A 14792-nucleotide genomic window follows, 5' to 3' on the forward strand; every position below is an offset into this window, starting at 1 on the left:
CCGGCCTTCTCGTTCACGCAGGCGACCTCACGCCGCCTTGTCGAGATCGCGCAGGCGCTTGATCTGATCGTGGTTGGCTTGCACGCCGAGTTGCTGGCGCGCAATCACCGCCCTCACCGCTTCGGGCAGCCCTTCCTCGCGGAGCGCAGCGCGGTAACGGCCGAGCGCAGCATCTTCGCCACGCTCGCACTCTTCGAGCATCGCGTGGTCGCTGTAGCCCGACAGCGAGCCGCGCACGGCCACCCAGCCGCGGTGCAGCGCACCGGTGGCCGACCCGCCCGAGTCGGGCTTGCCGCCGTACTCGATCACCAGGGTCTGCAGCTCGCTTGCCGCTGCGCGGCACTCTTCCGCCCGGCGCAGGAAGAGGTTCTGCAGCTCACTCGACTTCACGTGCTTGGCGCACGCGGTGAAACCGTTAGACCGCCGTCCTTCGAGGTTTCGATCAGGTCGTTCAAGGTATCGACGATGTCATCGTGGCTCATGGGCATTTCTCCTTTCAAGACTTCCAGAGGAGGCCCGCCACGAAGATCGCCGCGGGCCGTCAGTGCCCCTCCTCCACGGCCGTCTGATTGGCCAAGGTGCCATCCGGCAAGGCTGCGTACTCCTTCAACCGGTTGTAGAGGGTCTTCAGGCTGATGCCCAACGCTGCAGCAGTCTTTTCCTTGTGATTGCCAAGGTGCTCCAGCGTTGCAAGCGTCACCCTGCGCTCGATCTCGGCAAGCGCTGTTCCGACCTGGATGGTCAGCGACGGCACCGCGGGTTTGTCTGACGCGCCGGCGGCCTGCACAGGATCACCCGGCAGGCAGGCGTCGTGGATCAGCGTGTCGGTCGCCATCACATAGGCGCGGCAGACCATGTTGCGCAGCTCGCGCACGTTGCCCGGCCACTTGTACGACTGCAGGCGCTGCAGCGCGCCGGGCGCAAGCTGCTTGCGCTGCCCTTCGCGCTTGGAGATCTGGTCGAGGAAGTGCTGTGCGAGAAGCGGGATGTCTTCCGCCCGCTCACGCAGCGGCGAGAGCGCGATCGGGAACACATTCAGCCGGTAGAAAAGGTCTTCGCGCAGCTTGCCCGCCTTCACCGCATCCATCGGGTCGCGGTTGGTGGCGGCCACCAGCCGCACGTCGGTCTGCTGCACGGTGGTCGAGCCCACGCGCATGAAGGTGCCGGTCTCCAGCACGCGCAGGAGCTTGACCTGCAGGTCCAGCGGCATCTCGGTGATCTCGTCGAGGAACAACGTGCCACCGCTTGCGCGCTCGAAGAAGCCCTGGTGCTGGCGGTCGGCGCCGGTGAAGCTGCCCTTCTCGTGGCCGAAGATCTCGCTTTCGATCAGCTGAGGGGAGATGGCGCCGCAATTGACGGCAAGAAAGGGACGTGCGCGGCGGCGACTCAAGTCGTGCACCGTGCGGGCCACGACTTCCTTGCCGGTGCCGCTCTCGCCCGTCACGAAGACGGTGACGTTGGTGCAGGCCACGCGCATCACCTGTTCGTACACGCGGCGCATCACCGGCGAACGCCCCCACAGCGCGCCGAAGTGGCCTTCCTTGTCGAGCTTGGCTTCGAGCTTCCTGCGCTTCGTGCTGGAGCGGGCACGGCGCGCTGATGCGCGAGATGAGTTTCTGCAGTTGCTGGGGGGCCACCGGTTTCACCAGGTAATCGGCGGCGCCGCGGCGCAGCGCCTGGATGGAGGTGTCCAGGCTCGCATGGCCCGTCACCAGCACCACTTCGGTCTGCGGCATCGATCGGGTGTCTTCCAGCAGTTCGAGGCCGTTGCCATCCGGCAAGACCAGGTCGAGCAGAACGAGGTCGGGGGTTTGCAAGGCCATCTGGCGGCGGGCGTCGCGCAGCGAGCCTGCCGTGGCGACGGTCATACCTTCTGTGGCGACAAGCATGGCCAGGGTTTCGGCCGAATCGCTGTCGTCATCGATTACCAGGACGTGTGGCATTCCGTTTGCTCCAGTGCATCTGAATCGGTTGGAGTGGCAACCCGGTAAAGGTTGCCGCGAGGTCTCCTATTGCCCCGAGGCACCTGGCTTGTGGCCGGGGCCGAGGTCTCGTAATGGGTGACAAGGTGGCGTCGTGTCGAGGGCTTCATCTTGCCCAATGTGTGCAAAAAGCCGCGTCAGGGCGTGCCGATTTGCTTGTCGGAATCCGCTTACACGCGGAGCGGATTCCCTTTGCAAAATCCACATCACGGAAAGTTTTGCCGCCGTTTTCGCCATCCGGCAGATCACGTGATATTTCGTATCCGGAGGCCTGAATGTCCGAAGCTCGCGACCCCAAGGAACCACGCGGCCGGCCGAGCGCCCGCGCGGCCGACGCGACGGCCGAGCAGCAGCGCAAGATCCAGCGCGCCCAGGACCGGCGCGACCAGACCGCCAAGCCCGAGGCACGGCAGAAGGAATCGCAGCCGGTGCAGGCCGGCACCCGCGAGCAGCCCACCCGGCTGCCCGCGCAGCACCTCGAGAAGCCCGGGCTCGAAGCCGACCTCCAGGAAAAGCCGCGCTTCCTCGCACCCGACTACCAGGGCAGCCGCAAGCTGCAGGGAATGGCCGCGCTCATCACCGGCGGGGACTCCGGCATCGGTCGCGCGGTGGCGGTGCTCTTCGCTCGCGAAGGCGCCGACGTGGCCATCGTCTACCTCAACGAACACCAAGACGCCGAAGAGACCCAGCGCCACGTCGAGCATGAAGGCCGAAGCTGCCTGCTGATCCCCGGTGACGTGAAAGACGCCGCTTTTTGCCGCAAAGCCGTCGACGAGACGGTGCAGTCGTTCGGCAAGCTCGACATCCTGGTCAACAACGCCGCCTTCCAGGAGCACGCCGCCTCGCTGGAAGACATCACCGAGGAACGCCTCGACGAGACGCTGCGCACCAACGTGCACGGCTACTTCAACATGGCGCGTGCCGCCTTGCCGCACCTGCGCGCGGGCGCGAGCATCATCAACACCGGCTCGGTGACCGGCCTCGAAGGCAGCCCGCAGCTGCTCGACTATTCGGCCACCAAGGGGGCGATCCACGCGTTCACCAAGTCGCTCGCGAGCAACCTCATCGCCAAGGGCATCCGCGTCAACGCGGTCGCACCCGGCCCGGTGTGGACGCCGCTCAACCCGGCCGACAAGCCGGCCGAGAAAGTGGCCGAGTTCGGGCAGCAGACACAGATGAAGCGAGCCGCGCAGCCGGAGGAGCTGTCGCCGGCGTATGTGTTCCTCGCGTCGCCGGTGTGCGCGAGCTACATCACGGGGATCGTGCTGCCCGTGACGGGCAGCGTCGGAGCCGAATAGCCGGCCCTCAGTCCGACGCGCTGCTGCTTGCTTCGGCCTGCCGCAGTGCAGCCGCTGCTTCCTCGGCCGAGTATTCCTTCAGCCGGTTGTAGAGCGTCTTCAGGCTGATGCCCAGCACGGCGGCGGCCTGCTCCTTGTGGTGGTTGTAGTAGCGCATGGTGGCAAGGATCAGCTGGCGCTCGGCCTCGGCCATCGACGTGCCGATGCGGATGCGCAGTTCGTCGCCCGACAGCGAGGGCGACGACAGCTCGCGCTCCGGCGCATTGACGGGCAGCCACTCCTCGCCGATCACACTGCCTTCGGTCATCACATAGTTGCGCTGGACCACGTTGCGCAGCTCCCGCACGTTGCCCGGCCAGCGGTAGCGCAGCAGCTTGGCGCGTGCGCCAGGCGAGAAGCTCTTGACCGCCCCCTCGCGGCCACCCACCTCGGCGAGGAAGTGCTCGGCCAGAAGCTCCACGTCGCCGCCACGCTCGCGCAGCGTGGGCAGCGCGATGGGAAACACGTTGAGCCGGTAGAACAGGTCTTCGCGCAGCTTGCCCGCCTTCACGGCTTCCATCGGATCGCGGTTGGTGGCGGCCACCAGGCGCACGTCGGTCTCTTGCACGACGGTGGAGCCCACGCGCATGAAGGTGCCGGTCTCCAGCACGCGCAGCAGCTTCACCTGAAGCGCAAGCGGCATCTCGGTCACCTCGTCAAGAAAGAGCGTGCCCCCGTTGGCCCGCTCGAAGAAGCCCTGGTGCTGCCGCTCTGCACCGGTGAAGCTGCCTTTCTCGTGGCCGAAGATCTCGCTCTCGATCAGCTGAGGTGAGATCGCGCCGCAGTTGACGGCGAGGAAGGGCGCGTTGCGCCGCCGGCTCAGGTCGTGCAGCGTGCGGGCGACGAGTTCCTTGCCGGTGCCGCTCTCGCCGGTGATGAGCACGGTCACCGCGGTGCCGCTCACCCTCGCGATCTGTTCGTAGATGCGCTGCATCGGCGAGGAGCGGCCCCACAGGTGACCGAAGCGGCCACAGCGTTTCCACTCGTCGGTCAGGCCCTTCAGCTCGGCTTCGAGGGCCTTGGGCTGGATGATGCGCGAGAGGATGCCTTCAAGCTGGCGTGCGGTGACGGGCTTGATGAGGTAGTCGGCCGCACCCAGGCGCAGCGCTTCGATCGAGGTCTCGAGCGTGGCATGACCGGTGATGAGCACCACCTGCGTGTTGGCGATGGACTGCGGGTCGTCGAAGAGCGACAGCCCGCTGCCGTCGGGCAGCTGCAGGTCGAGCAGCACGAGCTTCGGGTGGGTCAAGCGCAATGTGCCGCCGCGCTTCGCGCAGGCTGTGCGCCGTGGCCACGGTGAAGCCCGCTTCCGCCACCAGCGCCGCCATCATGGGAGCCGCATCGAGGTCATCTTCCACCACCAGCACGCGGCTCATTCAATCTCCGACTTCATTTCGATCCACCCGACTCTAGGCGGCTCACTCTCACGCTTCAACGGAAATCGCAAGCCCCCGCGGAACGACGGGTCATCGGCGATGCGCACGCCAATTGCTCCGGCGACGCTATGCATGCGCATGCGCGCTCTCGCGCATCCATTGCCGCAACTGCTGCGCATCGACCGGCTTCACCGCATGCAGGTCGAAGCCCGACTTCATCGCCCGCCGCACGTCATCGCTCTGCCCATAGCCCGACACAGCGATCATGCGGCCCGAATAGCCACGCGACCGCGCCGCCAGCGCCAGCTCGAAGCCGTTGAGACCCGGCAGGCCGATGTCGACGATGGCCACATCGGGCCAGTGCGCGAGCAGCGATTCGAGGCCGGTGGTGCCGCTGTTCTCGCCGATGACCGCGTGGCCGTCGAGGCGCAGCAGGTCGCACATGGACTGCAGCGCGTCGACGTTGTCCTCCACCACCAGCACCGTTAGGTGCCCGGGGCGGGCGTCGCGGTCGACGTGCGCCGGTGTGGCATGCGCCGCCGGCACACGCGGCAGCCGCACCTCGAAGCGCGACCCTGCGGTCGAGCTGGCAGCGCTCACGCGGCCACCGTGCAGCTCGACGAGCCGCTTGACGAGCGTGAGCCCGATGCCCAGCCCTCCCGCGCGGCGGTCGAGCGTGCGTTCGCCTTGCACAAAGAGGTCGAACACCCGCGGCAGGAGTTCGGGCGCGATGCCGTCGCCTTCGTCCTCCACCTCGAAGACCACCTCCCCACCGTCCGGCCGCACCCGCACCCAGATGCGCCGCCCGACCGGCGTGTACTTGATGGCGTTGTCGACGAGGTTCGTCACCACCTGCTCCAGCCTCGAAGCGTCGGCCTCGACCCAGGCGTCGGCGGCGAGCTGGCGCTCCAGCGTGTGCTTCGAGGTGTCGCCGGTCACGGCGAGCATGTCCAGCGTGCGGCGCACGAGCTGCGACAGGTCCATCGGCTCGCACACCACGCGCACCTTGCCCGAGAGGATGCGTGTCATGTCGAGCAGGTCGCCGATCATGTGCGACAGGTGCAGCGTCTGGCGGCGGATGATGGCGCGTGCGCTGCGTGCCACCGGGTCGGCCATCTCGCCATGGTGCAGCACGTCGACCGCGGTCGAGATCGCGTTCAGAGGATTGCGCAGCTCGTGGCCGAGCATCGCGAGGAATTCGTCCTTGGCCTGGCTGGCGGCCTTCAGCTGGTCGTGCGTCTCGACGAGCTGTGCTTCGACCTCCTTGCGCGCCGTGATGTCGACCATCGCCGAAATCGCGCCCCGCGGGCGACCCTGCGCATCGCGCAGCGGCACCGCATTGGCCAGCGCGTAAACCACCGGGCGCCCGGGCACGCGGAACTCGAGCTCTATCACCGCCACCGCCTGGCCGGTGTGCGCGGCCCGGCACAGCGGCATCTCCTTCGGCTCCACCGGGCGGCCCTCGTGGAACACGCTTGCCTCCACGTCGCCGCCCATGCGGCCGAAGAGCTGCACCATCGCCGAGTTGCGAAGCACGTTCTCGCATTCGCGGTCCTGCGCGAACGCGAGGCCGATGGGTGAACTGTTGAACAGGGTCTCGAACTCATCGGCCTTGCGTCGCAGGCTGTCGTGCGCGGCCTGGTCGCGCTCGCGAGAGGCCTGCATCGCATCGCGCAGCGCGGCGATCTCGCGCACATGCACGACGCCGAGCCGGGCCACACCACCGTCGCGCGCCAGCGCCTCCAGCGGGCGCCGGATGCGCCGCGCGAGCAGCAGCGCCATCGTCACGCCCAGCAGCAGGCAGGCCGCGGCCGTGGCCCAGGCCAGCGCGACCGAGCGAATCTGCCCCGCCGCCACCGGCGCGGTGGCGACGTCGCGCCGCACGCCCCAGCCCGCCAGAGGGACCGGCCGCATCGCGCCGTAGGTGTTGATGCCTGGGGCCACCGTCTCGGGCAGCAGTTCGCCGACGCGCTGCGGGTCGGTGTTGCGTGCGATCACGCGGTGCTCGCGGTCGAAGAGCACGCTGTAGCCTTCGCTCGGTGCCGAGCGTTTGACGAGCACCTGCCACGCCGCCCACGGCACCCACACGCCAAGCCCGAAGCGCAGGTTGCCGTCGATCACCACCGGCACCGCGATCACCGTGGCCGCCTGCCCCGTCGGCGCGTGCGCGACGAGGCCGCTCACGAGCGGCGTGCGGCCCCAGAGCATCTGCCGGAAGCCCGGCACCGGCGGCAAGGCACCGCGGCGAGAAGCGCCCGTGGTGTCGAAGATCACGAGCCCGCGCGTGTCGGTGAGGAAGCTCCCCTGCCAGCCGCTGCGCAGCGGGCCGCGCGCGGCCACGGTGCGCTCGAACTCGCGCACGTCGCCATGCCGAAGCGACTCCGACAGCCCGAGGATGCGCAGCGCGTCGATCGTGGCCTGCACTTCGTTGTCGATTGCCTGCGCGAGCACCTGGGCATCGCGGTCGAGATCGGCGCGCAGGCGAGCCTGCTCGGCGCGCATCTTCTCCAGCAGCAGGTATGACATCAGCAGCGCGACCGGCACGGTGGCCATCAGCAGCATGGCCACGAAGGCAGTGCGCAAGGAGACCTTCACCGCATCAACCCTGCTGGCCGTGCGGCACGCCGTTTGCAGCAAAACCTGCCGACGACCGGAAAACTCTTCCGCGCGCGTGAGCCGCGCGCCCTGCCGTTGCAGGTCCGCACGATGCGGTGGAACCCCAGACTTCACGCGGCCCGCAGGGCATCAGGCCCGGGCCACCGGTGTCGAGGCACGGTCGTTGCATTGAGGCATGCCCATCTTTGGCTTTCACATCGGCTTTCAATGACCTCGATGTACTTGCATACCGAGCAACGCCAGCAGCAAGGGCTCTCGCCCCGTTTGCAGCAAGCGGTGCGCCTGCTCCAGTTGTCGTCGCTCGACTTCGCACATGAAGTGCAGGCCGCCGTCGACAGCAACCCCTTCCTCGACACGGTGGACGACGAGCCGCCCGAAGATGCCGCGGCCGCCGCGCCCGGAGTCGCCACCCCCGATGCCCTGCACACGAGTACCCTCGACGCCCCCACCGTGCCGCTCGCCGCCGACGACGACGGCAGCGACGGTGACGGCGGCGACGACAACCGCGACAGCTGGCAGACCGCCGGCCCGTCCGACACCCCGCGCAGCGACGACCTCGACGGCTCGCCGATGAACCGCGTGGCCGCCGAAACCTCGCTGACCGAATACCTGCTGCGCCAGCTGCATGTGCTGCAGATCCCGGCCCGCGACATGCTGATGGCCGAGGCCATCGTCGAGTCGCTCGACGACGACGGCTACCTGCGCCTCGAAGACCTCTCGGAGCTGATCCCGGTGATCGGTCTCGATCCCGTGGCCTCGCTGCCCGAGCTGCAGATCGCGCTGAAGCGGGTGCAGTCGCTGGAGCCCGCGGGCGTGGGCGCGCGCAGCGTGGTCGAGTGCCTGCTGCTGCAGCTCGACGGCGTCGAAGACCGCGACGAGCGCGAGCTGATGCGCCGGCTGGTGTCGGAAAAACTCGAAAGCCTCGCCCACAAGGACGCGGCCACGCTGGCCAAGCAGCTGGGCCGCCCGGTCGAGGCGGTGGCCGCGGCCTGCGCGCGCATCCGCCGCCTCGACCCGCGCCCGGGCTGGCGCTTTGGCTCGGCCGACATCCGCTACATCACCCCCGACGTGATCGTGAAGAAGGTGCGCAACACCTGGACGGTGTCGCTCAACCCGGCCATCGTGCCCAAGGTGCGGCTGCATCGCGTCTACGCCGAGATGTTCCAGCGCCACCAGCAGGCGCACCATCCCGAACTGGCCTCGCAGCTGCGCGAGGCCCGCTGGACGCTGCGCAACGTGGAGCAGCGCTTCGCGACCATCCTCGGCGTGGCACAGGCCATCGTGAAGCGGCAGCATCACTTCTTCGACTACGGCCCGCTCGCGATGAAGCCGATGGGCCTGAAGGAGATCGCCGAAGAGGTGGGCGTGCACGAGTCGACCGTCTCGCGCGTCACCAACAACAAGTACATGGCCACGCCTAGCGGCGTGTTCGAGTTCAAGTACTTCTTCTCGCGGGCGATGACGGCCACCAGCGGCACCGCCTTCTCGGGCACCGCGATCCGTGGCCTCATCAAGGACATGATCGAGAACGAGAAGCCCGACAACCCGCTGTCGGATGCCGAGATCACGCGCCAGCTCGCGCAACAGGGTTTCGTCGTCGCGCGACGCACGGTCACCAAGTACCGGCACCTCTTGAAGGTGGACGCAGTGGAGCGCCGGCGCAACGGGGCCTGAACCGATCAGGCCACGCCGGCGCGCGTGGAGCAGCCCATGGCGGGGGATCGAACGGCATGCTGCATGCCCTCTTTGCCTCAACTCCACTCCGTTGCGGGAGACACGCTCCATGTCCCACACCCCCACCCTGCAAGGCCGCTGCGTCATCGTCACCGGCGGTAGCCGAGGGCTCGGCGCGGCCATCGCCCAAGTGCTCGGCGAGGCCGGAGCCCTGCTCGTCATCGCCGACCTCGCGCTCGAACGGGCAGAAGACCGCGTGGCCATGCTCGCCGAAAACGGCATCAAGGCCCTGGCCATGCCGCTCGACGTGGGTGACGAGGAGCAGGTGCGCCAGGTGATCGCGCATACGCGCGAGCGCCTCGGCCGGCTCGACGTGGTGGTCAACAACGCCGCCATCGACATCACCGTGCCCATCTCCGGATTCAGTAGCACCGACTGGGAACGCGTGGTGCTGACCAATCTCACCGGCCCCTTCCTCATGGCCAAGCACGCCGCAGCCGCGATGGGGCCGAAGACGGCCTCAGGCGGGGGCGGCCACATCGTCAACATCGCCTCCACCGGCTCCAAGCGCGCCTGGCCCAACGCCGCCGCGTACCACGCGACGAAGTGGGGGCTGCTCGGCCTGTCGCACGCGCTGCACGCCGAGCTGCGCCCGCAGGGCATCAAGGTCTCGGCGGTGGTGGCCGGCGGCATGCGCACGCCTTTCCTGCTCGATCGCTTCCCCGACATCGACCCGGCCGCGCTGCAGGACCCGCTCAACGTGGCCCACGCCGTGCGGTTCGTGCTCACGCAGCCCGACGAGACGGTGGTGCCCGAGATCACCGTGCTGCCGATGCAGGAGACCTCCTGGCCCTGATGGCTGCTCGCCCGCACCAGCCTGACGACCTGGTGCTTCTCAAGCCACGCCACTCGGCCTTTTTGCAACCCCGCTCGACCTGGTGCTGTCACAGATGCACGCCCGCAACGTGGTACTCACCGGCCTCGCGGCCGACGTCTGCGTGCTCAAGGCCGACGTGCACCGCTCGTCAGCAGGCCCGAAGTTCGGCTGAACGGCACGCCATTTGCCTCGACCGTGCTTGCTGGCCGCTGTGGCAGCACTCGCGAGGACGCCTGCCACCCATGATCACGCCTGGGCCCGACACCGACTTTCATGGCTGCTCCCAGCAGCAGACGGGCGAGGTGCTGGCCGAAGGCATCGTGCGCGGCGGCCCGCCACCGGCGAGGGGCTCATGACACCGAGGATTTCCGTTGTCATTCCCACCTACAGACGCCCGCAGCTGCTGCTGCGCTGCCTGACGGCCGTGCTGACGCAGCGCATCGAGACCGACGCCTACGAGGTGATCGTGGTCGACGACGGGCATGACGACGCAACCCGGCACCTCGTCGAATCGCTGATCGATGGCGCCCCGCTCGCCGCCGAGCTGCGCTACCTGCGTCCGCCCATCGGCCGCGGCCCGGCGGTCGCACGCAACGTGGGCTGGCGTGCGGCACGCGGCGCGATCGTGGCCTTCACCGACGACGACACTGTGCCCGCGCGCGACTGGCTGGCCGAAGGCGAACGGGTGATGAACCTTCACACCGACTGGGTGGCAATGTGCGGAAGGGTCAGCGTGCCGATGCCCGGCGAGACGACGGACCATGCGCGCATGACCGCGCGTCTGGCCACGGCAGAGTTCGTGACGGCCAATGCCTTCGTGCGCCACTGGGCGCTGCAGCGGGTGAACGGTTTCGACGAACGCTTCGCCCGCGCCCGGCGCGAAGACTCCGACCTGCAGTTCCGCCTGATGACGCAGGTCGGCCACGTCGGCCGCAGCGCCCGCGCCGAGGTGGTGCACCCGGTGCGCTCGGCTCGCTGGGGCTTGAGCCTCGCACAGCAGAAGAACACCTTCTACGACGCGCTCCTGTACAAGAAGCACCCACAGCTCTACCGCGAGCGCATCCGCCCGGTGCCGCCCTGGAACTACTACCTCGTCGTCGCACTGGCCTTCGCGGCACTGATGCTGCTCTTCCTGCGCCAGCCGGAGTGGGCTGCCGCCAGCCTGGCGCTGATGCTCGCGCTCGTGCTGCACCTCGCCTACGAGCGCCTGCGCGACACCAGCCACCGCCTGCCCCATGTGCTGGAGATGCTCGCCACCTCGGCACTGATCCCCTTCCTCTCGGTCTACTGGCGACTGCGCGGCGCCATCCACTTCAGGGTGCTCTTCCTGTGACCCTGATCCGAAGCGGGAGCCGAGGAATCATCGACACTCTCGTCGACGCGATGCGGCGCGACCGGATGCGCGTCGCCCACGAAGCCACGAGTCAAACAAACACAAGACACTCATGAGCGCCACACCGATGAGCAGCACCCGCCCCACCGACCCATCGTCACCGCAGGGCGCGTGGCGTCCCTGGCTGAAGGCGCTGCCACTGCCGATGGGTTCGCTGGTGCTCTACCTCGTGAAGGCCTTCGCGGTGATCGTGATCACCCTGCTGTGGCAGCAGGTGATGGAAACACGCAGCAAGGCGGCCGAGGCGATCGCCCGCACCAACCAGGTCATCGAGCAGCTGCAGACGGTGATCGGCAGCATGAAAGACGCCGAGACCGGACAGCGCGGCTTTCTCATCACCGGCCAGGAGGGCTACCTCGCGCCGCACACGGAGGGCAAGGCCTCGGTGTCGGCGCGCCTGCAGACCTTGCGCAAGCTGCTGGAAGCCGACCCCGCACAGCTGCAGCGCACCGACACGCTGGAGCGGCTGGTCGCCGACAAGCTGCAGGAGCTGGAGCAGACCATCATCCTGCAGCGAAACGGCGACCGCGAAGGCGCCATCGCGCTGGTGCGCTCGGATCGCGGCCGCGCGACGATGGATCGGCTGCGCGCAGTCGTCAGCGACATCGAACTGGAAGAGCGCACGCGCCTGTCGAAGCAGCAGGAGCGCTGGCAGAACGCCGTCGACTACTCCAACCTCGTGACCTGGGGCGCTGCGGCCGTGCTGCTGTCGCTGATCCTCTATTCCGCCTACCGCTCCTCGCGCGAACACCTGGTGCGCGAAGGCCAGCTCTGGCTCAGGGCCGGCGAGGCGGCCCTCGCCGGCACGCTGCAGGGCGACCAGCGGCTCGACGTGCTGGGCGCCAGCGTGCTCAATTTCCTCGCGCACTACCTGGGCGCCAAGGTCGGCGCGGTCTACACCGTCGAGTCCGACGGCCGCCTGGAGCGCGTGGCCGGCTACGCGCTCGACCCGACCGAGCGGCCCGAGACGCTGCAGCCCGGCGACGGCCTGCTCGGCCAGGCCGCAAAAGACAAGCGCCTGCTGCACATCACGCAGGTGCCAGAGGGCTACCTGCGCGTCAGCTCGGCTTTGGGCAGCACCTCGCCGCGCGAGCTGCTCATCGCGCCGGCGGTGCTCTACGGGCGTGTGCACGCGGTGATCGAACTCGGGTTCCTGCAGCCGGTGTCGGACCGCCAGCGCGAGCTTCATTGCCGAAGCTTCCGAGCAGCTCGCCATCGCCGTGCGCGCCTCGCGCGACCGCTCGAAGCTGGAGCAGCTGCTCGAAGAGACCCAGCGCCAGGCCGAAGAGCTGCAGGCCCAGCAGGAAGAGCTGCGCGTGAGCAACGAAGAGCTGGAAGAGCAGGAGCGCGCACTCAAGGCCTCGCAGGCCCAGATGGAGGTGCAGCAGACCGAGCTGGAGCAGACCAACTCGCAGCTCGCCGCGCAGGCCACCCTGCTCGAGAACCAGAAGGACGAGCTGGCGCAGGCGCAGCAGGTGCTGCAGCAGCGCGCCACCGAGCTGGAGCGGGCCAGCCGCTACAAGACCGAATTCCTCGCCAACATGAGCCACGAGCTGCGCACGCCGCTCAACTCCACGCTGATCCTCGCCAAGCTGCTGGCCGACAACCCGCAGGGCAACCTCTCCGAAGAGCAGGTCAAGTACGCGCAGACCATCTCGGGCGCCGGCAACGATCTGCTGACGCTCATCAACGACATCCTCGACCTCTCGAAGATCGAGGCCGGCAAGGTCGAGGTGCATGTGGAGAACATCCCTCTTGCCGCGTCGGTGGAGGGGCTCATCAAGACGCTGGAGCCGCTGGCCCGGCAGAAGGGACTCGCGCTCACCTCGAGCATCGCCCCCGAGGTGCCCGTGCACCTGAAGACCGATGGCCAGCGCCTCGGGCAGATCCTGAAGAACCTGCTCTCCAACGCGCTCAAGTTCACCGAAGCCGGCGAAGTGTCGCTTCGGGTCGCGCGCGAGGCTGGCGGCGTGGCCTTCGCGGTGCACGACACCGGCATCGGCATCGCCGAAAGCCAGCAGGAGCTGATCTTCGAGGCCTTCCGCCAGGCCGACGGCAGCACGCACCGCAAGTACGGCGGCACTGGGCTCGGGCTTTCGATCTCGCGCGACCTCGCGCGGCTGCTGGGGGCGACATCACCGTGCAGAGCGCCCCCGGCCGCGGCAGCGTGTTCACGCTGTACCTGCCCGACAACCGCTCGCAGCCGGTGCCGGTGGCCCCGCGCCCGCCGGTCGAGCCGCCCGCGGCCGAAGCGCCCCCGCTGTACGCCGCCCGTGCCCCGCGCGCACCGGCCGCGCCGCAGATCGAGGACGACCGCGCCCAGCTCACCGTCAACTCACGCACCGTGCTCGTCATCGAGGACGACCCTCGCTTCGCCGTGATCCTGCGAGACCTGGCGCGCGAGATGCAGTTCCAGTGCGTCATCACGCACACCGCGAGCGACGGCCTGGCCGCCGCCGCCATGTACCGGCCACGCGCCATCCTGCTCGACATGAACCTGCCCGACCACTCGGGCCTGGGCGTGCTCGACCAGCTCAAGCACAGCGCGCAGACGCGGCACATCCCGGTGCACATCCTCTCGGTGGCCGACTACACCCACGAGGCGCTGGAGCGCGGTGCGCTCGGCTACGACCTGAAGCCGGTGAAGCGCTCGCAGATCGTCGAGGCGCTGCAGCGCCTGGAAGCCAAGTTCTCGCAAGGCATCCGCCGTGTGCTGGTGGTGGAAGACGACGCGCGCCAGCGCGAGAGCATCGAGCACCTGCTGCGCAACGTCGAGGGCGTGCAGATCACCTCGGTGGAGACCGGCGCGCAGGCGCTGGAAGCCCTCAAGGGCACCACCTTCGACTGCATGGTGATGGACCTGAACCTGCCCGACCTCTCGGGCTACTCGCTGCTGGAGCGCATGGCCGAGCAGGATGACAGCGCCTTCCCGCCGGTGATCGTCTACACAGGCCGCTCGCTCAGCTCGGACGAAGAGCAGCAGCTGCGCCGCTTTTCGCGCTCCATCATCATCAAGGATGCCCGCTCGCCCGAACGCCTGCTCGACGAGGTGACCCTCTTCCTGCACCAGGTGGAGTCGGCGCTGCCGGCCGAGATGCAGCAGATGCTGCGCAGCGTGCGCGACCGCGACAGCACGCTCGAAGGCCGCCGCATCCTGGTGGTGGAAGACGACGTGCGCAACGTCTTCGCCCTCACGAGCGTGCTGGAGCCGCGCGGCGCGAGCGTCGTGCTCGCCCGCAACGGCCGCGAGGCGCTCGACGTGCTGGCCAAGAGCCGCGAGCCGCAACAGGCGCAGATCGACCTCGTGCTGATGGACATCATGATGCCGGAGATGGACGGCCTGACCGCCATGCGCGAGATCCGCAAGGACGCCACGTGGCGCCGCCTGCCCATCATCGCGCTCACCGCCAAGGCCATGCGCGACGACCAGGAGCGCTGCCTCGCAGCCGGCGCCAACGACTACATCGCCAAGCCGCTCGACGTGGAAAAGCTCCTGTCGCTGGTGCGGGTGTGGATGCCCAAGTGAACCGCACCGAG

6 protein-coding genes and 3 pseudogenes are annotated in these 14792 nt (G+C 68.4%); 5 read left to right on the forward strand and 4 right to left on the reverse strand.

Annotated elements, in window-relative coordinates; all coding sequences use genetic code 11:
• Nucleotides 1-27: 27 nt before the first annotated feature.
• Together LRS03_RS06365 and LRS03_RS06370 are read right to left on the reverse strand one after the other, a co-directional pair.
• Nucleotides 28-390, reverse strand: a complete 363-nt coding sequence (locus tag LRS03_RS06365; protein ID WP_257824550.1) for a PA2169 family four-helix-bundle protein — start codon at nt 388-390, stop codon at nt 28-30.
• Between the two features lie 151 nt (nt 391-541).
• A pseudogene (locus LRS03_RS06370) lies at nt 542-1943 on the reverse strand (sigma-54-dependent transcriptional regulator).
• A gap of 314 nt (nt 1944-2257) precedes the next feature.
• Between LRS03_RS06370 and LRS03_RS06375 the strand changes: the two are divergent.
• On the forward strand, nt 2258-3280 hold the full coding sequence (locus LRS03_RS06375; protein ID WP_257824551.1) for an SDR family oxidoreductase: 1023 nt from the start codon (nt 2258-2260) through the stop codon (nt 3278-3280).
• A gap of 7 nt (nt 3281-3287) precedes the next feature.
• Here LRS03_RS06375 and LRS03_RS06380 read toward each other — a convergent pair.
• Together LRS03_RS06380 and LRS03_RS06385 are read right to left on the reverse strand one after the other, a co-directional pair.
• Nucleotides 3288-4695 (reverse strand): annotated as a pseudogene (locus tag LRS03_RS06380) (sigma-54-dependent transcriptional regulator).
• A 126-nt stretch (nt 4696-4821) separates the two neighbouring features.
• Nucleotides 4822-7278, reverse strand: coding sequence for a hybrid sensor histidine kinase/response regulator (locus LRS03_RS06385; protein ID WP_257824552.1), 2457 nt, complete (start codon nt 7276-7278; stop codon nt 4822-4824).
• A 249-nt stretch (nt 7279-7527) separates the two neighbouring features.
• Between LRS03_RS06385 and rpoN the strand changes: the two genes are divergently transcribed.
• The 4 genes and pseudogenes from rpoN to LRS03_RS06405 all read left to right on the forward strand — a co-directional run bounded on the left by rpoN (nt 7528) and on the right by LRS03_RS06405 (nt 14781).
• The gene (gene rpoN, locus LRS03_RS06390; RefSeq protein WP_257824553.1) at nt 7528-8985 is read left to right on the forward strand and encodes an RNA polymerase factor sigma-54; all 1458 of its coding nucleotides are present in this window, start codon (nt 7528-7530) and stop codon (nt 8983-8985) included.
• 109 nt (nt 8986-9094) lie between these two features.
• A complete protein-coding gene (locus LRS03_RS06395) occupies nt 9095-9841 on the forward strand; it encodes an SDR family oxidoreductase (RefSeq protein ID WP_257824554.1) in 747 nt (248 codons plus the stop codon).
• Between the two features lie 373 nt (nt 9842-10214).
• Entirely contained in the window at nt 10215-11195 is a 981-nt protein-coding gene (locus LRS03_RS06400; protein ID WP_257824555.1) for a glycosyltransferase family 2 protein, read from the forward strand.
• A gap of 205 nt (nt 11196-11400) precedes the next feature.
• Nucleotides 11401-14781, forward strand: a pseudogene (locus tag LRS03_RS06405) (response regulator).
• Nucleotides 14782-14792 lie beyond the last annotated feature (11 nt).

It is taken from the genome of Rhizobacter sp. J219 (genome assembly GCF_024700055.1).
GTDB lineage: Bacteria > Pseudomonadota > Gammaproteobacteria > Burkholderiales > Burkholderiaceae_C > Rhizobacter.

Excerpts from the sequence above, each read along its gene's own strand:
- LRS03_RS06375 (WP_257824551.1), top strand. The coding sequence starts at position 2,258 with ATGTCCGAAGCTCGCGACCCCAAGGAACCACGCGGCCGGCCGAGCGCC.
- rpoN (WP_257824553.1), top strand. The coding sequence starts at position 7,528 with ATGTACTTGCATACCGAGCAACGCCAGCAGCAAGGGCTCTCGCCCCGT.
- LRS03_RS06395 (WP_257824554.1), top strand. The coding sequence starts at position 9,095 with ATGTCCCACACCCCCACCCTGCAAGGCCGCTGCGTCATCGTCACCGGC.
- LRS03_RS06400 (WP_257824555.1), top strand. The coding sequence starts at position 10,215 with ATGACACCGAGGATTTCCGTTGTCATTCCCACCTACAGACGCCCGCAG.